The 21,237-nt window shown below is 53.0% G+C and carries 21 protein-coding genes and 1 tRNA gene; all 22 read left to right on the top strand.

What is annotated here, in order from left to right:
* Positions 1–15 precede the first annotated feature (15 nt).
* The 22 genes from ispG (at position 16) to JJE36_06105 (ending at position 21,177) form a co-directional block, all read left to right on the top strand.
* Positions 16–1,071, top strand: coding sequence for a flavodoxin-dependent (E)-4-hydroxy-3-methylbut-2-enyl-diphosphate synthase (gene ispG, locus JJE36_06210; protein MBK5211883.1), 1,056 nt, complete (start codon positions 16–18; stop codon positions 1,069–1,071).
* Positions 1,072–1,154: 83 nt separating this feature from the next.
* The gene (locus JJE36_06205; GenBank protein ID MBK5211882.1) at positions 1,155–2,882 is read left to right on the top strand and encodes a proline--tRNA ligase; all 1,728 of its coding nucleotides are present in this window, start codon (positions 1,155–1,157) and stop codon (positions 2,880–2,882) included.
* 132 nt (positions 2,883–3,014) lie between these two features.
* Positions 3,015–3,500, top strand: coding sequence for a ribosome maturation factor RimP (locus JJE36_06200; GenBank protein MBK5211881.1), 486 nt, complete (start codon positions 3,015–3,017; stop codon positions 3,498–3,500).
* A gap of 32 nt (positions 3,501–3,532) precedes the next feature.
* Positions 3,533–4,681 (top strand): transcription termination/antitermination protein NusA, encoded by a 1,149-nt coding sequence (nusA, locus tag JJE36_06195; protein ID MBK5211880.1) that lies wholly within the window; start codon positions 3,533–3,535, stop codon positions 4,679–4,681.
* Positions 4,681–4,983, top strand: coding sequence for a YlxR family protein (locus JJE36_06190; GenBank protein ID MBK5211879.1), 303 nt, complete (start codon positions 4,681–4,683; stop codon positions 4,981–4,983). Before nusA ends, JJE36_06190 begins: the two co-directional genes overlap by 1 nt.
* Positions 4,983–7,586: a translation initiation factor IF-2 gene (infB, locus tag JJE36_06185; GenBank protein MBK5211878.1), complete on the top strand. Its 2,604-nt coding sequence runs from the start codon at positions 4,983–4,985 to the stop codon at positions 7,584–7,586. The genes JJE36_06190 and infB overlap by 1 nt, the downstream gene beginning before the upstream one ends.
* A gap of 21 nt (positions 7,587–7,607) precedes the next feature.
* A complete protein-coding gene (gene rbfA / locus JJE36_06180) occupies positions 7,608–7,973 on the top strand; it encodes a 30S ribosome-binding factor RbfA (protein ID MBK5211877.1) in 366 nt (121 codons plus the stop codon).
* Between the two features lie 24 nt (positions 7,974–7,997).
* Positions 7,998–8,975 (top strand): DHH family phosphoesterase, encoded by a 978-nt coding sequence (locus tag JJE36_06175; protein ID MBK5211876.1) that lies wholly within the window; start codon positions 7,998–8,000, stop codon positions 8,973–8,975.
* Positions 8,976–8,996: 21 nt separating this feature from the next.
* Entirely contained in the window at positions 8,997–10,883 is a 1,887-nt protein-coding gene (gene truB, locus JJE36_06170) for a tRNA pseudouridine(55) synthase TruB (GenBank protein MBK5211875.1), read from the top strand.
* Positions 10,884–11,002: 119 nt separating this feature from the next.
* Entirely contained in the window at positions 11,003–11,311 is a 309-nt protein-coding gene (locus JJE36_06165) for an integration host factor (protein MBK5211874.1), read from the top strand.
* 12 nt (positions 11,312–11,323) lie between these two features.
* Positions 11,324–11,896, top strand: coding sequence for a guanylate kinase (gene gmk, locus JJE36_06160; protein MBK5211873.1), 573 nt, complete (start codon positions 11,324–11,326; stop codon positions 11,894–11,896).
* 2 nt (positions 11,897–11,898) lie between these two features.
* Positions 11,899–12,144, top strand: a complete 246-nt coding sequence (gene rpoZ / locus JJE36_06155) for a DNA-directed RNA polymerase subunit omega (protein MBK5211872.1) — start codon at positions 11,899–11,901, stop codon at positions 12,142–12,144.
* A gap of 30 nt (positions 12,145–12,174) precedes the next feature.
* On the top strand, positions 12,175–13,365 hold the full coding sequence (gene thiI, locus JJE36_06150) for a tRNA 4-thiouridine(8) synthase ThiI (GenBank protein ID MBK5211871.1): 1,191 nt from the start codon (positions 12,175–12,177) through the stop codon (positions 13,363–13,365).
* Between the two features lie 89 nt (positions 13,366–13,454).
* Positions 13,455–14,414, top strand: a complete 960-nt coding sequence (locus JJE36_06145) for a 4Fe-4S binding protein (protein ID MBK5211870.1) — start codon at positions 13,455–13,457, stop codon at positions 14,412–14,414.
* A 49-nt stretch (positions 14,415–14,463) separates the two neighbouring features.
* Positions 14,464–15,678 (top strand): aminotransferase class I/II-fold pyridoxal phosphate-dependent enzyme, encoded by a 1,215-nt coding sequence (locus JJE36_06140; GenBank protein ID MBK5211869.1) that lies wholly within the window; start codon positions 14,464–14,466, stop codon positions 15,676–15,678.
* Between the two features lie 26 nt (positions 15,679–15,704).
* Positions 15,705–16,901 (top strand): bifunctional phosphopantothenoylcysteine decarboxylase/phosphopantothenate--cysteine ligase CoaBC, encoded by a 1,197-nt coding sequence (gene coaBC, locus JJE36_06135; GenBank protein MBK5211868.1) that lies wholly within the window; start codon positions 15,705–15,707, stop codon positions 16,899–16,901.
* A gap of 8 nt (positions 16,902–16,909) precedes the next feature.
* Positions 16,910–17,251 carry a DUF190 domain-containing protein gene (locus JJE36_06130; GenBank protein ID MBK5211867.1) on the top strand — a complete coding sequence of 114 codons (342 nt, stop codon included), beginning with the start codon at positions 16,910–16,912 and terminating at the stop codon, positions 17,249–17,251.
* A gap of 29 nt (positions 17,252–17,280) precedes the next feature.
* A tRNA-Pro gene (locus JJE36_06125) sits at positions 17,281–17,357 on the top strand.
* Positions 17,358–17,599: 242 nt separating this feature from the next.
* Entirely contained in the window at positions 17,600–18,910 is a 1,311-nt protein-coding gene (locus tag JJE36_06120) for an MFS transporter (protein ID MBK5211866.1), read from the top strand.
* Between the two features lie 125 nt (positions 18,911–19,035).
* Positions 19,036–19,860: a type IV toxin-antitoxin system AbiEi family antitoxin domain-containing protein gene (locus JJE36_06115; GenBank protein ID MBK5211865.1), complete on the top strand. Its 825-nt coding sequence runs from the start codon at positions 19,036–19,038 to the stop codon at positions 19,858–19,860.
* 16 nt (positions 19,861–19,876) lie between these two features.
* A complete protein-coding gene (locus JJE36_06110; protein MBK5211864.1) occupies positions 19,877–20,674 on the top strand; it encodes a nucleotidyl transferase AbiEii/AbiGii toxin family protein in 798 nt (265 codons plus the stop codon).
* Positions 20,675–20,814: 140 nt separating this feature from the next.
* Positions 20,815–21,177, top strand: a complete 363-nt coding sequence (locus JJE36_06105; protein MBK5211863.1) for a VOC family protein — start codon at positions 20,815–20,817, stop codon at positions 21,175–21,177.
* Positions 21,178–21,237: the final 60 nt, after the last annotated feature.

Genomic DNA, 21,237 nt, shown 5'->3' with positions numbered 1-21,237 from the left:
GAGTAGTGTGGCACTATGGTACAGTCAAGAATAACTCGACAGGTCTCGGTCGGAGGAGTCCGTATCGGAGGAACTGATCTTCCCGTCATTCAGTCGATGACTAACACGGACACGAAAGACCATCAAGCCACGCTCGAGCAAATCGAACGGCTGAAAGATGCAGGATGCGAGATTATTCGCGTTGCGGTTCCTTGCATCGAATCACTGAAGGCTTTCGGGATAATCTGTGAGAATTCGCCACTCCCCGTAGTCGCCGATGTGCATTTCGATTATAGATTGGCAATCGAGGCAACTAAGCTCGGGGCTGCCAAGTTGAGAATCAATCCCGGAAACATCGGATCGCTTGACAGGGTCGAAGCGGTTATCGTCGCGGCAAAGGAAGCTTCGATTCCCATAAGGATCGGAGTGAATGCTGGCTCTTTGGCGAAAAATTGTCAAGATCCTTCTGTTCCGTTGGCGACAAGGCTTGTCTCGTCCGCCCTTGAATTTTGTTCGTTTTTCGAAGCACACGAATTTTTCGATATCGTGATTTCGGCCAAAGCGAGCAGCGTCAGGACCACCATCGACGCATACCGTTCGCTTGCACAAAAAACCGACTATCCGCTTCACATCGGTGTCACCGAGTCCGGTACCGAATTCGGCGGGTCGATAAAGAGCGCTGTCGGTCTCGGAACACTTCTCGAAGCCGGTATCGGGGACACGTTGCGTGTGTCTCTGACCGCCGATCCCGTCAAAGAAGTAGAGGCCGCTTGGGAGATTTTGGCTGCGCTCGACATCAAGCGCAATCATCCCGAACTCATCAGTTGCCCGACGTGTGGGCGTTGTCAAGTCGACATGATACCTCTTGCGCAAGAGGTCGAAAGGCGCCTTAAAAATGAGGCCCCGAATCTAAAGATCGCCGTAATGGGCTGTGTGGTCAACGGGCCCGGCGAGGCTCGAGAGGCCGACTTCGGTATAGCGTGCGGAAAATCCGACGGCATTATCTTTTCTCACGGCGAGCCGCTTCGAAAAGTTGCAGAAGATCGTCTCGTCGACGCACTCTTCGAAGAAATAAGAGCACGAGCTCACTAGGAGAGGTACTTTTTGCTATTCTAGAATGACGCACGATTTTCCCTATCGCATGTATCGCGATAGGGCCGAGGAATGGATTATAGATGAAATCGTTTTTTAAAATGTCTGAAACTTATGCTCCGACCTTAAAGGAAGTTCCCGCAGAGGCCGAGCTTGCAAGCCACCGGCTTCTCTATCGGTCGGGAATGATTCGTAAATCAGCCGCCGGCATCTATTCGTTCTTGCCGTTGGGCTTTCGCGTTCTGTCCAAGATAGAAGATATCGTTCGTGAAGAGATGGCGGAAATCGGTTGTCAGGAACTACTGCTTCCCGTCGTGCAACCGGCGGAACTGTGGAAAGAGTCGGGCCGTTGGGACGTATACGGTCCGGAACTTGCACGGTTCACCGATCGCCACGGACGAGGATTTTGCCTCGGACCGACACATGAGGAAATCATAACCTCGTTGATTCGCGCCGACGTGCGTTCGTATCGGGAACTTCCTCTGTCGCTTTTTCAAATAAACATGAAGTTTCGTGATGAAATTCGTCCGCGGTTCGGTCTTTTGCGTGGTCGCGAATTCATCATGAAAGATGCGTATTCGTTTCATGAGACACAAGAGTCGCTGCAAGAACACTATGATCTGCAGGCCATGGCGTACGGTCGTATCTGCGAACGCCTCGGACTTGTGTATCGACCGGTTGAGGCCGACAGCGGTCAGATAGGTGGCAAGGTCACCACCGAGTTCATGGCGCTGGCCGATGCCGGAGAAGCCGAGTTGGTATATTGCGACTGTGGCTATGCGGCTAATACCGAGGTCGGCGAGGCCGTATTCGAACGCATTCCCGTTTCAGCAAAGCCTGTTGAAATCAAGAAGATATCAACTCCGGGCACATCGACCATCTCCGCGCTTGCAAAGTTTCTCGACGTCGAGGAGTCTCAAACGGTTAAGGCTCTGGCGGGTAAAACCCCCGAAGGAATTTTGGTGCTTTTCTTCGTTCCGGGAAATCGTGACCTCAATATGATCAAAGCTACGAACCTCATTGGTGATTTTGCTTTGCTCGAGGAGGAAGATTTTGTAAAATTCGGGATCGTGAAAGGGTTCATCGGACCGGTTGGCGTGCCTGCGAAAACTCGTATCATCGCCGATGGAAGTCTCGAAAACGATAGGGCATGGATCGTCGGTGCGAATGAGAAAGATTTCCACTTCGCGGGCGCTTCGATCGGTCGAGATTTCAATGTCGAGATGTTCGCGGATTTGACGACTGCCCGTGCGGGCGATAGTTGCCCTCAATGCGGAGCGGTGCTTGATACCGCACGCGGCATAGAGGTCAGTCAAGTCTTCCAACTGGGAAAACGATATTCGGAAAGCATGAACGCCACCTATCTCGATGCGAACGGGAAAGAGCAAAACTTCTTCATGGGATGTTACGGTGTGGGAATTTCGCGTTCGCTCGCCGCTGTCATAGAACAAAATAACGATGAACACGGAATCATATGGCCGATGAGCATCGCTCCGATGGAGGTCGTCGTCGTTCCGCTTGCAAAAGAGGGGGATGACGCGTTCAGAGTTGCCGAAGACATCGCCCGCGAACTTGCAGATTCCGGAATCGAGACGGTGTTTGACGATCGGTCGGAACGCGCAGGCGTTAAATTCGCCGATGCCGATCTCATAGGTTGGCCGGTGCAAGTCGTGCTCGGCAAAAAAGGATACGAGAACGGGACTGCCGAGGTGAAACTCCGTGGTACCGAGGGTAAGGTCGAAGTGCCTTTGAATGATGTGGCTTCGCATGTCGCAAATCTCGTGAACACGGAAAAACTCAGGTTCAACTAGCGTGAGCTGCGTTTGAATATCCCGGTTCGCAATGGTATAATCTCTGCGGTAGAGAAAATTAACGGTAACTTTTGAGAAGTGGGTTCACACCCGCTTCTTTTGTTGATGTAGCAAAGAATTAAGGTGGTGTTCATGAAATTCAAAGAGCTGAAAGAGCAGATGATTGCCCTGCTTGAGCCTCTCGCAGAAGAGAGCGGATACGAACTGGTCGATATCGATATCAGCGGTTCGATGTCAAATCCCGTCATTGCGGTTATGCTCGACCACCCGCAGGGAATCGACCTCGAGAAAATCGTTACAGCCAATGAATGGGTGGATGCCGCTCTCGATGAAGCCGACTTCATCGGTTCAAGCTACATTCTCGAAGTTTCCTCGCCGGGTATCAATCGTCCTTTGAGAAAGGCCGAAGATTTCGTACGTTTTTCCGGGAGCGATGTGCACATAAAGATTGATGCACCGAAGGGGAAGCAGGCAAATTTCAAAGGTGTTTTAAAGGGCATCGATAAAGATGCCGTTCGTATCGAGTGTGAAGATGTACTCAGAGAAATCAAGTTCGATTCGATTATATCGGCTCGGTTGTCGACTAAAATAGACTTCAAGAGTGGAGAAAGGAAATAAAAATGGTAAAGAAAGAACCGAAACCGACATTGATGGATATTCTCCACGATGTTGCCACAGAGCACGGCATAGACGAATATGATTTCCTCGATAAACTTGAGACGGCGCTTGCACCTAAGTTCGTTCGTGTTCTTGGCCTCGTGAACAACTGCCGCGTTACGTTGAACACCGAAGACGGCACGCCGTATGTCTACGAGCTTGTGCCCGTCGGTGAGATCGACCCTGAAACCGATGAAGCCGAGAGTTATGAAGAGGTCGACGTCACTCCGAAAGACAAATCTCGCATCGTCGCGCTCGAGGCGAAGAACATCGTCAATCAAATGATTCGCGAAGCTCGCCGTGAAAAAATCGTGGAGGAGTATGTGGGGCGTATCGGTGAGTGTGTGACCGGCGAAGTCCAACAGTTTAACAAGGGATTCACCTTGATTAAGTTGCGCGAGAACCTTGAAGCCGAACTCCCCTCAAAGGAGCAGCCCTCTAATGAGCACTACTCGCACAACGAGCGGCTTAAAGTTTACATCATCGACGCTCGTCGTGCCAAGGGGAGTGATTACTCGATTATCGTTTCCCGTAAGCACCCCGGTCTCATCAAGCGTCTGTTTGAAATCGAAGTGCCCGAGGTCTACGACGGAATAGTCGAAATAAAGGCTATTGCGCGTGATGCCGGTGTTCGTTCGAAAGTGGCCGTTTGGAGTAAAGAGCCGGGTCTCGATCCCGTCGGAGCATGCGTCGGACCGAAAGGCAACCGCGTGCGTCAAGTGGTGCAGGATCTGCGCAATGAACGTATCGACATCATTCCTTGGAGTGATAATTCGGCGGCATACATCAAGTCTGCGCTTTCACCGGCGAAAGTCGATAGAGTGTTGACCAATGAAGAGACCCATACCGCAACGGTTATAGTACCGAGCGATCAACTTTCCTTGGCAATCGGCAAAGAAGGCCAAAACGCTCGACTCGCCGCACAGCTGACCGGATGGCGCATCGATATCAAGAGTACCGATATGGCCGCACAGGCCGGACTCATCGAAGCGACGACTCTTGCAGCTGGTGCCATGGATGACCTTGCCGAAATCGATACGCGTTGCATTGCCGAGAATGCGGATGGTACACGGTGTCGCAACCATGCACGCCCCGGTTCACAATACTGCGGTGTTCATGATAAGGAGGGCGCGCAGGCCTAATGAAGTCGCACAAAGCACCGATAAGAACATGTATAGGCTGTCAGCAATCAAGTGACAAACGGCGGTTCGTTCGGTTCGTTCGGACCGTCGAAGGAAACGTCGAGCTTGATGCGACCGGAAAGTCTAACGGCCGAGGTGCTTATGTGTGCGCGCAACCCGATTGTTTCGAACTCGCCTACAAACGTCGTAGGCTCGCCTCGGCACTTCGCGTTGCGCTCAGTGAAGATGATTATGACCGTCTACGGCGTGACTTTAACGTCCTTATATCACCGGCGTGTGAACGCAAGGAGAGTGACTGCTAATGGCAGGAATCAAAGTACATGAGCTTGCAAAAGAGTTCGGAATGTCAAGTAAAGAGCTGATGACTCATTTGGAGAAGCTCGGAATACCGGCAAAGAGCCACGCGACGAGCCTCGTCGATGCGTATGTCGACATGGTACGCGCTTCTTTAGCCACGGTCATCGAAAGTCACAAGGCTGAAATCGAAGCCGAGAAGACGAAGGCCGAGGCTGAGATCGCGCAGAATGCGGTGCAGGAAGAAGAGGCGCGCAAAGCTGAAGAATTGAAGCGCCGCAAGGCCGAGGAAGGCGAGCGCAAACGTCGTGAAGAAGAGCGCAAGCGTCGTGAAGAAGAGAAGGCGCAAGCTGAAATCGAAGCGCGTACTCGCGCTCAAGAGGAAAATGATGCTCTGATCGAGAGCCCCAAAGCGGTTGTCGAGGAGGCTCCTCCGATAGAAAAGAAGAAGACGCCGACCGATGCGCTCGAGGCGGCAATCGCTGCAGAATCACAACGCCTTGCAGAAAAAGCCAAAGAAGAAAGTGCAGCCAAGGTCGCAAAGAAAACTTCGAAGAAAACTTCGAAAGGCGGCGCGGTTCATCCCGATAGTGCTAAAAAGCCCTCTGGAGCAGGTATGACTCCGGAAGTCCCTTCACCGGCACAGCCTCCAATAAGTGAGGAAGATCGATACGCTCAGATGGCTCGTCAGGCTGAAAAGATTCAGCGAGATAAAGTTTTGGCGGAGATGAAGGCCGAAGTCGCCGCGGCGCAGGCGCAAAACGCATCGAAAAAGAAGAAGAAAAAGAAACACGGCGAAACGGTCGAAGAAAACGTCGTCCAAGAATCGAAAAATCCCAATGAAATCGATCTTCCGCACGGTGGGGAGGCCGTATCGGTGCCTGAAGGCTCGACTGTCGCACAAGTCGCGGAGTTGCTCGATGTCGCGACCAACGATATCATCAAGCGCCTGTTCCTGCTGGGAAATCCTCTTACGCTTACACAGACGATGAGTAACGATCTTATCGAGCTCATCTCCGGTGACCTCGAGCGAGAGGTCACCATAGCGACTGTAGCCGATGAAATGACCTGGACGTTCGAGGACGATCCCAAAGATCTCACCCCTCGTTCTCCGGTCGTCACCGTCATGGGTCACGTCGATCACGGCAAGACTTCTCTGCTCGATGCGATTCGCGAAACCGGCGTTGCGGCTTCGGAGGCAGGCGGAATCACTCAGCATATCGGTGCGTCGGTCGTTTATAAAAACGGACGAACCATCACCTTCATCGATACCCCGGGACACGAAGCCTTTACGGCCATGCGTGCTCGAGGCGCGGAGATCACCGACATCGTAATCTTGGTCGTTGCCGCCGATGACGGCGTCATGCCGCAAACCGTCGAGGCCATAAGCCACGCCCGTGCCGCCGGCGTTCCCATAATCGTCGCGGTCAACAAAGTCGATAAGGAGGGTGCGAATCCCGACCAAGTCCGACAAATGCTCACGGAGTATGAACTCGTGCCTGAAGAGTGGGGCGGAAAGAATATCTTCGTCAACGTTTCTGCCAAAATGCGCATAGGTATAGATGATTTGCTCGAAATGGTTTTGCTGCAAGCAGACATGCTCGAGCTCAAGGCGAATGAAAATGCGCCGGCGTTCGGTACGGTCGTCGAGGCGAAGCTCGATAAAGGGCGCGGCCCGGTTGCAACCGTTCTCGTACAACGCGGTACCCTTCATGTCGGAGAAACGCTTGTCGCCGGCACCGCTCACGGACGCGTCCGTGCTTTGATAGATCCGTTCGGTAAACACGTCAAGAGCGTCGGTCCCTCTCAACCTGCCGAGATTCTCGGGCTCGGTAGCGTACCGAGTGCAGGTGACGAGTTCCTCGTATTCGAGGACGAACGTTCAGCTCGTGCATTGGCCGATGATCGAGCGATGAAACAACGCCTTCGCGAGCATGCGGCCACTAAGCGCCATGTATCCCTCGATGATTTGTTCTCGCAAATCGAAGCCGGCGAGCTGCAGACTCTCAACCTCATCGTTAAAGTCGACGTTCAAGGATCGATTGAGGCGTTGAGAGATGCTCTCGATAAGATGGACCAAACCGAAGTTCGTATCGATGTCATCCATGCGGCGGTGGGTGGAATCACCGAGACCGATGTTCAGCTTGCGGCCGCATCCGATGCAATCATCATCGGATTCAATGTTCGTCCGACGCCGAATGCGAAAGCGATGGCTGCCGAGGAAAAAGTCGACATCCGAATGTATCGCGTCATCTATAAGGCGATTGAAGAAATCAACGCGGCTCGCGTCGGTCTTCTCGCGCCTGAATTCATTGAAGAAGACACAGGTCGAGCAGAAGTTCGCGATTTGTTCAAGGTTCCGAAAATGGGCGTCATCGCCGGATCGTATGTTCTCGAAGGCGAGATTTCGCGAGAAGATAAGATTCGTGTGGTGCGCGACAGCACGGTGATTTTCGAAGGAAAAATCGGGTCTTTGAGGCGATTCAAGGATGACGTCAAGTCGGTGAAATTCGGCTTCGAGTGTGGTATCGGCGTAGAAGGGTATCAAGACCTTAAGGCAGGCGATTTCATCGAGTCATATAAAATCGTCGAGGTCGCCCGGGAAAACTAACGTGAAAGTGGAGGTGGCATTATGAGCCGTGAATCTTTCGGTCGAAAAAACGATGAGTTGATACGCGAAGCAGTTGCCCTAATCATCACTCGGGAAATTAGTGATCCGCGTCTTTCATTGATTACCGTCACGGGAGCTAAGACGAGTCCCGATAAAAGTGTTGCGACGATTTATGTGAGCGCCGAACCCGGACGCTACGATGATGTATTGGCGGGTCTCGAGTCGGCTAAGGGGCGCATCCGCAGTCTTTTGGGCAAATCTTTGACGTGGCGTGTGACTCCCGAGCTCAGATTCTTCATCGACGAGTCGATTGATGAAGGAGAACGCATCGGAGCCGCGTTGCTCGATGTTCCCCCGACGTTGCGTCCCGACGATTCGGATTCTTAAAGATAGTCTGTGAAAGGCGTGCACATGTCATTTGAATCCGTGCTTGAAACAATCAATGCCCTCACGGGCGAATCGGTAGTGGGAATCTGTGCTCATACTCGACCCGACGGCGATGCTGTCGGGTCGGTGCTTGCACTGGCCCATGCTCTCGATTCTTCCGGCATCAAAGCCGTTCCGCTGCTCGCAGATGAGACGAGCGCTCCCGCCACGTATGCGTGGTTGCATGGTTTTCCTCTGTATGAAATGCCTTCTCAAACCGTAGCTACGCACTTCAATCTTCTCATTGTGGTCGATACTCCCAATGTAGCGCGATTAAGCGGCGGCAGTGCTTACCTGCACCGGTCGGACGCGTCTCTTCTCATCGATCATCATCCACCGCTCGATCGATATACCGATACCGCGTGGATCGATGTCGAGTATGCGGCAAGCGCACAACTCGTCTGGGCGCTCTTGAAAGCTTCACGTTACGAATGTGCTCCCGCGGTGGCGACGGCATGCTATGCGGGTCTCATAAGCGACACGGGTCGCTTCCAGCACGTGAACACGACATCACGCGTACTGCGCGATGCAGCCGATATGGTTGACGGGGGAGCAGACCCGAGTTCGATATCCACACGGCTGTTCAATTCGAAGTCGTTGGCGGTGCTCGAGCTTGAATCTCTCATATTGGCGAAGCTCGCCGTGACAAACGGAGGGTACGTCGCTTATTCCGTCGTCTCCGATGAAGACTACTCTGTCACCGGTGCTTCCAAGGCGGAGGGCGAAAATCTCATCGAACTCATACGGGCGCTCGACGGCATACGTGTAGCTATTTTGTTCAGCAAAACTGCACAGGGCGTGCGGGTGTCTTTGCGCTCGAAATCAGATTTCGATGTTTCGAGCGTCGCCCACACGTTCGGCGGAGGAGGCCACAAGGCGGCGGCCGGTATCACGTGGCCCGATTCGAAAGCTTCGGTGGAGACCGTTCTTTCAAGCATTCTTCCGTTGCTGCCACGACCGTAAAACAGGTATCCGAGATGAAACATGAGTAAATCTCTCACAAATCAACCGTCCATGAACGGTGTCATCCTCGTCGACAAACCGGCAGGGTGGACGAGCCATGACGTCATAGCAAAGTTGCGTAACGCTTCGGGTGTGCGACGTATCGGTCACGCCGGAACGCTCGATCCGCTTGCGACGGGTCTCTTGGTGGTTCTCGTCGGTACGGCCACACGTTTGAGCGATAAACTTACGGCGCACGCGAAAACCTACAGGGCCACGGTGACTTTCGGCGCGGCTACCGATACCGATGACAGCGAAGGAAGCGTCATAGCCTCAGCAAAGGTCGATTCTTTTGTATTCGATATCGCTTTCGCCGCAAAGGTTCTTTCCGATCTCGTCAAAGTGCATATGCAGGTTCCTCCGCAATACAGTGCCATAAAAGTCGGGGGAAAAACCGCCCATCGCAGTGCTCGTGAAGGGGTGAAGGTCGAACTTGCACCACGCGAAATCGAAATTTATGATGCCCGACTCATATCGGTTGATTCGCAGTTGCAAACATGGGATATCGAGCTCAGCGTGTCGAAAGGCACCTATATTCGATCGATTGCGCGAGATCTCGGCGCCGAACTCGGTTGTTTCGGGCACATCAGCGCTTTGCGGCGCGTGAGAACGCTCGACGGTAATCTCGACGTCGCCGATGCATTCACTTTGGAGGAACTTCTCGATCTTTCGAAAAAACCGGGATCGCTTTCGCACGCGTTCACAAGAATCGAAAACCTCGGCCTCAAGGGACGCGTGGTCGATGCCCTCGATGAGGATACCGTTTCAGGACGTAGTCTTTATGCGCCGAAACCGACGAACAAGATGAGCGGTTCGCCGTGCGATGACAAAATCGCCCTTGCAATGTCGTATGACGGTCGCTTGCTCGGGCTCTATAAGAGAGATGAAGCATTCGATGCGGTTGCACGGAACCCTGATTTGCAAAAATTCAATCCGAATGTAATTTTTCGGGGAGGAATCATGCAGCGTAATATCGGAAGAAGCGTCGTGACGCTCGGGGTTTTCGACGGTGTTCACAAAGGGCATCGCGAGCTTGTGAAGCGCGTCGTTTCACGCGCCGAAGAGCTGTCCGTGCCCTCGGTTGTGATCACATTCGATCCGCCACCGGGAACTGTGGTACGCAGCGAACATGTGCCGGCGCCGATTACCGGGCTGTGTGAACGTATCGAACGACTCAAAAGCCTCGGTGTCGATGAGGTGGTGATCATCCCGTTCACTCGGGACTTAGCCGATACGGGCGGGCATGATTTCGTCGACGGTCATTTGTTCTCGCGGTGTACTCCCACAGAAATAATCGTGGGAGAAAACTTCCGTTTCGGCCACGGTGGCCGGTGCGGTATAAAAGAACTGGCCGAGTATTGTAAACCGTACGGTACCACCGTGATCGCCTCCGTGCTTGAGGAATCGGGAGCTGAACGGATCAGTTCGACGCGCATCAGAACGCTCTTGGAAAAAGGAGATATCACGGCTGCGCGAGATTTGCTCGGACATCCGTATAAACTGTCGGGCTATGTGTCGAAGGGAGAGCAATTCGGCCGCACGATCGGTGTGCCGACGGCCAACGTCAAACCTTTTGTGGCTCCGATGGTTCCTTGCGGCGGTTATCGCGCTCTCGTACGGTTTCTCGACGGTTCGAGTCGTGAAAGCGCGGTATTTATCGGATCGCCTCGCGACGATTGTCAAAAACCGACTGTCGAAGCGCACTTATTCGACTTTTCCGGTGACCTTTACAACACCTATCTCGAAGTCGAACTCATCGAAAAAGTCACCGATATCGCTCGCTATCCGGACAAAGAGGCGCTCGGCGTCGGTATCGCTCAGCAAGTCGAACGTATTAAAAAGAGCCATTCGACGGTACGAGTCGAATAAATGCACTAATCGGCTGTATAAAGTAAAGTGTTGCTTTACATGATACTTTTTTTGGTCGTATCATCTTTTCAGGGTACTTTAGGGAACCGCTCATATGAGTGCGAAGATGGAGGAAGACTATGGCGTTACCACAGTTGTCAGCAGAAGACCGAACAAGGAATCTAGCAAAAGCCGCAGAGATGCGCTCGAAGCGTTCCGTTTTGCGTACTGAAATCAAAGAGGGGAAAATCACGCTCGTTGAAATTTTGGAAAAAGCAGCTGACCCCGTCGTCGGTCGCATGAAGGTTTCGACACTCATTGAATCCTTGCCGGGCTTCGGTAAAGCTAAAACCAGTGCTTTGATGGATTCACTCGGCATTTCTCCCAGTCGTCGCGTTCAGGGTCTCGGACAGCGTCAACATGAGGAATTGCTCAAGGTCCTTTCGTAGGTGGATGGGCGTTTGCGCAAAGGTAACTTATTTATAATTTCAGGCCCCTCGGGCGCAGGAAAAGGAACTCTTGTGAAGGAGATTCTTTGTCGTGTGCCCGATGCATGGCTGTCCGTATCCGCCACAACACGCAGCATGCGTCCCGGTGAAGTCGCCGGAATCAGCTATTATTATGTCTCACGCGAGCAGTTTCAAGCGCTTATCGATACCGGCGACCTTCTCGAATATTCGAAACATTTTTCCAATTATTACGGGACTCCCAAAGCGCCTGTCGAGAAGCATGTTGCGGCCGGCAAGCAGGTAATTTTGGAAATCGATGTGAACGGCGCTCTTCAGGTTCAAAAAATTGCGCCTTATGCCGTTACGATTTTCGTGGAGCCTCCTTCGATCGAGGAATTGAAGAGTCGCCTCATAAAGCGCGGAACGGAAGCGCCGCAACAAATAGAGGAAAGAATTAATCGTGTAAATAGCGAGTTGGGGTTCAAAGCACGTTATAATCATATAGTCGTCAACGATGATTTATCTCAAGCGTGCGATGAGCTCACTGCTATTATCGATTCTCACGCGCGTATCATAAAGGAGTAGGAATGTCTGTAGTCAATCCACCTTACGATGAACTTCTCAAGCAAGTCGATTCGAAATTTACCCTCTGTACGTTGTCCTCAAAACGTGCACGTCAAATCAACGACATGATTCACGGTGTACGCGACCAGGCTCTCAATGTCATGAGCGCGAGCGATGTTTCACGTATCACCGAGGAGAAACCGCTCTCGATTGCGATGAAAGAAATTGCAAACGGTGATGTAAAGGCTGCAGAAAAGGCTGCAGAGTAGGTTGTATTCTCACAGCTTCTCAAACGAACGATGATTTCAACCGTCTGCGTCGTCTCTTATCACGAACTCGGCCTCAAAGGTAAAAATCGGTCTAAGTTTGAACGACGTTTAATGAATAATATCGATTTTGTCCTCAAATCGAAAAAAGTGGCGCCGGCGATAAGACTTTCCGGCCGTATTCTCGTAGAAGTGCCTGAAAAGTGCGAAGCAGACGAGTTGGCACGCATGATAGCCGATATCGCCGGTGTTGCACATGTGATGATTTCATACCGTATAGGACGCTCCCTTCAAGAAATCGAGAATGTCGCGCTTCGTGTCATACGCGAGGCCGGTGCATTCAACACCTTCCGTGTCACCGCCAAACGCTCCAATACCGACTTCACCATGACGAGCCTCGAGCTCAACGAGGTCGTGGGCGCGTTTCTCGTCGAGCATACGGGCGCAAAAGTCAAACTCAAGAATCCCGACGTGAATGTTTCCATCATCATCGTCGGTGGAGATACGTTGATTTCCGCGCGGAGAATCGAAGGCATCGGAGGACTGCCGTCCGGTAGTTCGGGAAAAGTGGTGTCTCTGCTTTCAAGCGGTATCGACTCTCCGGTTGCGACGTGGCGCATCTTGCGGCGTGGTGCCATCGGCGTCGGTGTGCACTTTTCCGGTCGTCCCGCTACTTCGTCGGAGTCCGAGTTGCTTGTCAAAGATATCGGCGAGGTATTGTCGAAGACGAGCGGTATGGGCCGCATTTATGTGATTCCTTTCGGTGACATCCAAAAAGAAATCGCTTCGATAGTGCTTCCGGATTTGCGAATCATCATGTATCGGCGCGTCATGATCAAAGTGGCCGAAGCGATCGCCTCATACGAAGGCGCCACGGCGCTGGTGACCGGAGAGTCCTTGGGACAGGTGGCGTCTCAAACTCTCGAAAATATCGTCGTCGTCGATGAAGCCGCGACGCTGCCGATATTACGGCCGCTGATAGGCAACGATAAAAATGAAATCATCCTAGACGCGCGCCGTATCGGGACATTCGAAATTTCCTCTCAAAACGCTGCCGACTGCTGTACGCTTTTCATGCCTCGAAAGCCTGAAACACATGCGCGTATCGAAGCTGTGCTGAAAAATTGGGCTGAGCTAGACATCGATTCCTTTGTGGAGCGTTGTATGCAACATAAAGAATATATAGATTTTTCATGTCGAGAGTATCAGCCTCCCCATTCTTAATCTACATTGATTGATGTCGGTTACCGGATAGAGAAAGGTTGATCATGCACGAAAAGCTGCGCCGAGTTTTGAATGTCATCACGGATCGAATGTTTATCAAGACTGCTTTTTTCCTTTTCTTTGTTTTTTGCGTCATCCAACTATTCAGATTCGAAGCATGGGCGAAAGGCGAGGGAATGTTCGTCGCTCGCCCTGAGGCCGTCGCCGGTATATTGCCCGTGGGCCATTTCACGAGCTTTTTCGGTATGGTGCGCGGTGCCGGCTGGGATACCATCTTGCCGGCGGGCCTCGTGATAATCATAGGTGCGCTTGCGGTTTCGCTGCTGTTCAAGCGCGGATTTTGCGGATATATTTGTCCGGTCGGTACGTTTTGGGAGTACGGTGCTCTCATCGGTCGAAAGATTTTCGGCCATAATTTCAAATTGCCGAAATGGCTCGACTACATCGGTCGCGGCTTTCAGATTCTTTTCACCACGGCGTGTGTGGCGATATTGATGTCGGTTTCCTTGGCAGAAGTGTTTGCATTTCGCAAAATGCCGTATATGGCTGTCGCCGATTTAAAGATCATGCATGAATTCGCACACCCCGTGTTCCTCATCGCCATTATCATCAGTCTCGGGATTTCATTATTCTTAAGCCCGCTGTGGTGTCGATATCTATGTCCCGTCGGCGGGCTTTACGCACTTGTCGGTCTCGCGTCCCCTTGCAAAGTCCACCGCGACGAAGACACCTGCATCCATTGCGGAAAATGTGCCCATGCGTGCCATACACTGATCGATCCTTCGCACGTAAAAACGGTGAACAGCACTGTCTGCGACGGTTGCATGGATTGTGTGAAAGTATGTCCCGTCGAGGGTTGTCTGGAGGCAAAGGCATTCGGACGAGTGAAAATCGCACCATGGATGTGGGCCGTAGGCGTCGTCGTCTTGTGGCTGCTCATTTATTTCATCGCACGTGCGCTCGGGCAGTGGCACTCGAGCATTTCTCCGGAGACTTTCAAGCACTATATTAATAGTGGGATTTTAGAATCGACTACCAAAGGCTTCTAGTAAGTGGTACCTTGTGTACACTGTTGTATACAAGATATAGGAGTCCTTTATGGCACAAAAGCACGAGTATAACGATGGAATTGATTCGACGCTTTCCGATTTTACCGATCGCTATTCGGCCATGCGTGATTCCAATCGTTATTTTTACCTGCAGCCCACCGTCGGAAAAACGAATCATCGCGTTGCCATGAAAGATGGTTCGGAGATGGTGATGCTGGCTTCTTATTCGTATCTCGGTCTCATAGGGCATCCCGCTATCGAAGCGGCAGCCAAAGCGGCTATAGATGAATACGGTACCGGTGCCGGTGGTGTGCGTCTTTTGACGGGCACCACCGATTTGCACGAACGTATGGAAGAGCGGATCGCCCGCTTTTCCCATCGTGAGGATGCGGCGGTCTTTGCCAGCGGCTATGTCACCAACATGGCGATCATCACGTCGTTGTGCGGTCCTCACGATCTCGTCGTCATGGATAAACTCGACCACGCGTCAATCGTCGACGGATGCCTTTTGTGCGGTGCGAAATGGCGCACGTATCGCCATAACGACTTCGAGCACTTGGCAGGAATACTTGAAAAAGCTCAGGGGAATTATGAGACGGTCCTCGTCATCTCCGATTCGGTGTTTTCGATGGATGGTGACATCATGGATTTGCCGGCCATTCGCGAGGTTTGCACACGATACAATGCCCGTCTGATGGTCGATGAGGCCCATTCGATCGGAACGCTCGGCGAAACGGGCCACGGAATCGAAGAGCACTTCGATATGATTGACTCGATCGACATTAAAATGGGCACCCTCTCAAAGACGATTCCGAGTGCCGGGGGATATGTCGCCGGCGATTTCAAATTGATTAATTACATGAGGCATTTTTCTCGGCCGTTCATATTTTCCGCCGCAACGACGCCGGCTCAATGCGCAACCGCCATCACCGCGTTCGATACACTCGAAAGTGAGCCTTGGCGTGTCGAGCGGCTTCATGCCATCCAGGGCGTGTACGCGCAAGGATTGATCGATCAGGGATGGGATACGTTTCATACCGGAACATGCGTCGTGCCCGTGATGATCGGGGATGAAAGCAAGACGATGGATTTGACGAGAATGCTTTTCGATAGAGGAGTATTCGTGTGCCCCATCGTTCATCCCGCCGTTCCGAAAGGTACGGAGCGTCTTCGTACCTGTTTGATGGCGACACATACCGATGAGGACCTTCAGCAGGTGTTTGATGCCTTCGAAGAGTCGGGAAAGGCTTTGGGCCTCATCTAGTTCGGGCATTTCGGTATACTGAAAATATGAATCGACAGCTACATACCAATGTTCTAGTGGGAGTGACGGGCAGTATAGCCGCTTATAAGGCGTGCGAAATCGTTCGCAATTTGCAGAAAGCGGGACTACACGTCAAGGTCGTCATGACGCGTCACGCGCTCGAATTCGTAGGAGCTGCGACCTTTCGGGCTTTGACCGGCGAGCCGGTTGCAATCGACTTGTTCGATGAGGCGAGCGAACCGATACATCATATTTCTTTAGCCAAAGAAATCGATGTATATCTCATCGCGCCCGCCACGGCGAACGTGATTGCGAAAATAGCCCGTGGCGTTGCAGACGATTTGCTCACGACTACCGCGCTTGCCACAAATGCTCCGATAGTCATCGCACCGGCGATGAACACGGAGATGTGGTTTGATCAAGCTACGCAAGACAACATCGCCGAGCTTAAGCGCAAAGGGTTCGTGTTCGTCGAGCCCGCAAACGGCGAACTTGCGTGCGGGGATGAGGGCGCAGGTAAGCTTGAGGATTCCTCGGTGATATCCTCGGCGGTGCTTGAGGAGTTGCGCGGTTCCTCTTCGCTTTCCGGCAAGAAAGTGGTCGTCACCGCAGGCCCGACGCGTGAAGCAATCGATCCCGTGCGATATCTTACGAATAGATCCTCCGGACGGATGGGGTATGAGATTGCTCGAGAGGCGGTTAAGCGCGGTGCCGACGTCGTGCTCATCAGCGGCCCGACGAGTGTCATTCCTCCCCGAGGCGCGACGGTGATTGCCGTCGACACCGCTTTGAAGATGCATGAGGTCACTTTGTCTCAAGCAAAGGACGCAGACATCGTGGTCGGTGCCGCCGCCGTGAGCGATTATCGTTGTGCACGAGTCTCGTCCGAAAAGATAAAGCGAAACGGGGAGAGCATCGAGCTTGAGCTCATACCGAATCCCGATATCATCGCCGATGTTTGCGCCGGGCGGACAGATGGACGTCCTTTCGTCGTTGCTTTTGCGGCGGAAACGGAAAATTTCATTGAAAACGGGTTCAAAAAACTCAAGTCCAAAGGCGTCGACATGGTGGCGCTCAACGATGTCGGTCGCAGGGATATCGGTTTCGATGGTGACGAAAATGAGATCACGGTGCTGACCGAACAGGGGAGCGTCGAATTGCAAAAAACATCGAAACGAGAAATTGCAAAACAGCTCTGGACTTTGATCGAGTCTTCCCTATAAGGAGGAGAATGATGATTCACTCTTTGCACGGAAATGTAAAAAAAGTGTCGGCTTATGTCGGCCTCAATGAAATGTATGACAATCGTCCGTTATATCAGGCGCTTGTCGATCAAGCCCGTACCCAGGGTTGTGCCGGCGCAACGGTTTTCGAAGGAATTCTCGGCTTCGGACCTTCGAGTAGGGATGTCGACAAGCATGCATTGCGCATGTCGACGGATAAGCCGTTGGTCGTCACGGTAATCGATGAAACGCAACGTGTCGTGGCGCTATCCGAGGTTTGGTCGAGCATGGTTAAAAGCGGGCTGATAATCATTGAAGATTGCGCGGTTGTTCATTACACGACGCCTTAATAGTGTACAATTTAACACTGGTCGTTTTACGGGCTGTGGCGCAGTTTGGTAGCGCACTTGACTGGGGGTCAAGGGGTCGCAGGTTCAAATCCTGTCAGCCCGACCATTCAAACTTACAGGTGAGGGGTCGTGTTTCCCGAAATGGGAACCGGCCCCTCAATTTATTTCCAGCCGAAACGCCAAGGGAGAACCCATGGATTCGAGCATTCCAAGTATCGATTCCCGTACGTCGATTCTGCTTGTAATGGACTATGAACCGGCCATCCTCGGCAACCTTCCCGGTGCCGATGGGCTGCTCAAAAGGACGGCTGGGGCCATCGCCACAGGCCGGCGCATGGGCGCGGCCCGATGACCTCGGACATCCTCGACATTCCCGATGTCCCCGACCTGCCGGACGCCCCCGCCGCCGGCACGCGTCTCGGCCGCACGCTTGGTCAGACGTTCCTGTCGCTTCGGAACCGCAACTTCAAGCTATTCTTCATCGGCCAGTCGATTTCGAACGTCGGCAACTGGCTGACCAATGTCGCCCTTCTTCTGCTGGCCTACCGCCTCACCCACAGCGGGTTCGCGGTCGGTCTGATGGCGGCCTGTCAGACCGGTCCGATCCTCTTTCTGTCGGCATGGGCGGGAGCGATCGCCGACCGGTCGGATAAACGGCGCATGCTGATGTGGACCCAGAGCCTCGAGATGTGCGAGTCGGTCGGCCTCGCGGTCCTGGCCTTCATGCCGCATCCGCCCGTCGCGGGACTCTATATCCTGGCCGCTTTCGGAGGAGTCCTCCTCGCGTTCGACAACCCACTGAGACGTTCGTTCGTTTCCGAGATGGTTCCGCCCGAAGACATTCCGAATGCGGTCGTACTCTACAGCCTCATCGTGAATACGGCGCGGATGATTGGACCGGCATTGGCCGCCCTGCTCGTCGTGACTCTGGGCTACGGATGGGGTTTCACGATCGACGCGGCAACGTACCTGGCCGTCCTGCTCTGCATCTTCATGATGCGACCGGCAGAGCTCCACCGCCAGCCGCCCAAACCCCGGACAAAAGGCGAGATCCGCGAGGGCCTGCGCTACGTGGCATCGACACCGGTGCTGTGGGTCAATTTCGCGATGCTTGTCGCCATCGGCATGTTCTCGTACAACTTCAGTGTGACGCTACAACTCTTCGTCAGCCTCGGCCTGCACGATGACCCGACCTTTTACAGCTTCCTTCTCGCAGTCTATGCCTTCGGGGCGGTGGTGAGCGCTCTCGTCGTCGCCAACAAGGCCTTGGTGAAGATGCGGCACATCATCATCGGCGCGGGCGCGCTCGGCGTGACGATGCTCCTGTTGGCCAGCGCTCCCGGGTTCGGATTCGCGCTTCCCGCGGCGTTTCTTGTCGGCGTGGCAAGCGTCCTTTACATGACCGCAACGACAGCGAACATCCAAGTCGAAGGCAAGAAGGAGATGCACGGGAGGATTATCGCACTGCAGACGGTCGTCATGGGCGGCAGCGGGCTGATCGGCGGCCCGCTTTCAGGCTGGCTCGCCGACGTCACCGGAGGGCGCGTGCCGATCATCCTCGGCGGAGTGGTGTGCCTGGCAGCGGCCGTCTTCGGCTACTACGCGAATCGACGCTATGTGCATCGGACGCCGGTCGCGGGTGACACGCCCGCTTCCTGAGTGGTCCCGCTTTCAACTTCAATAAACCAGTCGTGGCTGGCGGTTTCCGGTCTTGACATCGTTATGCGATGTGTATACAATATATCTTTTCAGGATAGATTATGTACACGAAACATGATGAATATATGATGACATTCACGAAGACCCTGGGACAAACCGAAGCCAAGTTCCTGGCTGATTTGGCATCTCAGGACAAAGCAATCTTCACCACGGATGATGCCAGGGCGGTTACCGGCAGTTCAGTCGTCGTCGTCGACCTCCTAATTGCCAAGCTCGTCAAGAAGAAGTGGCTCATTCGTCTGACCCGTGGTGTCTATCTCATCGTGCCGCTGTCGGCAGGGGAGGCAGGTGAGTACTCCGAGAACTGGTATGTCGTCGCCAAGCACCTGATCGAGCCGGCCGACTACTACCTCTCACACTTCAGCGCCCTTGAGATCCACCAAATGACCACTCAGCCGGTGTTGACGGTCTACATCTCGACCCCAGTTCGTCGAATTCCGAAAGAGATCGCTGGTGCTACCTACCGCTTTATTGCGATCAAGAGGGAAGGCCTCTGGGGTCTTGAAGATACCTGGGCGACTCCCAGTGAACGAGTCAAGGCAAGTGATCTGGAGCGCACGATTCTTGATTGTCTCGACCGGCCCGACCTTTCTGGTGGCATCATCGAGGTGGCTCGAGGCCTTTGGGCGGTCCGGGACCGGATCGACTACGTCAAACTCATCAAATACACCGAGCGCCTGGGTCGAAAGACCGTGGTTAAGCGACTGGGATTCCTGCTGGAGGTCCTCGCGATCGGCACGCCCGAAAGCGTCGTGGCGCTCAAGAGATTCGTCACCGCCAGTTACACCTTGCTCGATCCAACTCTGCCGGCCGAAGGACGTTACGTGGCCAAGTGGCGAGTCCGGGTCAACATCGATCCTGACGAACTCAAGTCAGCCACCACAACCTAAACATGAGAACAAGAGCATGATCACTCAACGAGAGATTTCACAATTCGCCTACCGAGAGCAGATGAGCGATCGGGTCATTGAGAAGGACTACGTCCTGACCTGGTTGCTCTTCGGGTTGGCCGGATCACCTCTTTGCGAGCATCTGGTCTTCAAGGGTGGTACCGCCCTCAAGAAGATCTACTTTCCGGACTACCGATACTCTGAGGATCTCGACTTCACCGTTATCGGAGAAATCGAACCGGAAACGATTCTCTCCAGCGTCGAGGAAACCCTCAGGCTTCTTGCCAGCGGAGAAGGCTTTCAGTTCGAGATGCCAGCGCAGCGGATCGAGCGACGGGCCGACAGCCTAACGGTCTATGTGAGCTTCGTCGGACCGCTCCAAGCCCGACTTGGGAGCCGCGATGTCAAAGTCGACTTCACCCTTACCGAGAAGCTGATCTTCCCGGTCGTGGACAAGCCCGTCTTTTCCAGTTACAGCGATCGGATCGAGCGCAGCCTCCCGTCCTATTCGCTCGAAGAGATCATCATTGAAAAGCTCTGTGCCGTGATTGGCCGTACAGAGCCTAGAGATGTCTATGACCTTCACTTCTTGATGGAACGATTCGAGATTGACTTTCAGCAGATTCCGAGAGCCTTCGCTGAGAAAGCAGCATCGAAGAATGTCGACCCTGCTCGCTTGGAGAAAGCACTCGAGCGACCTGGACTGCCAAAGATGTGGGAGACTCGGCTGGTGCATCAGGTCAAGGAGCTCCCACCACTGGGGCAAGTGCTTCGCGAGCTTAGACGGAAGCTCAAAGAGCATGAGCTCATCTGAGCAGGCGTACATGCGACCGGCAGCGTTCCTGGTCGGCGTGGCGAGCATCCTGTTTAGGAGTTCTTTGTTCGCACTTCTTGAATTACATATTTTATTGTGTGACGATTATTTAAGATTACGCAAAGAAAAGGAGATGTACTATGCATATTCAGCAGGTGACCTTAATGGTCGACAACTTGGAAGAATCTATTGAATTTTATGAGACGATAACAGAACTAACTATTTCCCGCCGTTTTAAAGCGGGACCTGGAGAAATTGCATTTCTGACAAATGGCAGCGGAGAAACTGAGATTGAATTTGTCTGCATGCCACAAGGTCAGAAGTTTGAAGGCAAAGGTATGTTCATTTGCTTTGCGACGGATAAACTGGATGCAATGCATAAGCTTGCTCAGGACAGAGGTCTTAACCCTTCTGCCATCCAGAGCCCTGACATTCAAACTCGCTATTTCTATGTTTATGACCCAAATGGGGTATCTGTACAATTACGAGTTTTTCTGAAGTGATTTCCAAAATTTTTAAATTATAACATCTAAATAAGAGCACAACTAATTCTAAAACCTTTA

The organism is Coriobacteriia bacterium (genome assembly GCA_016649875.1).
Taxonomy (GTDB): Bacteria; Actinomycetota; Coriobacteriia; order WRKU01; family JAENWW01; genus JAENWW01.
Note: the sequence above shows the minus strand (reverse complement) of the source record. Positions and strands in the feature narration are given on the sequence as shown.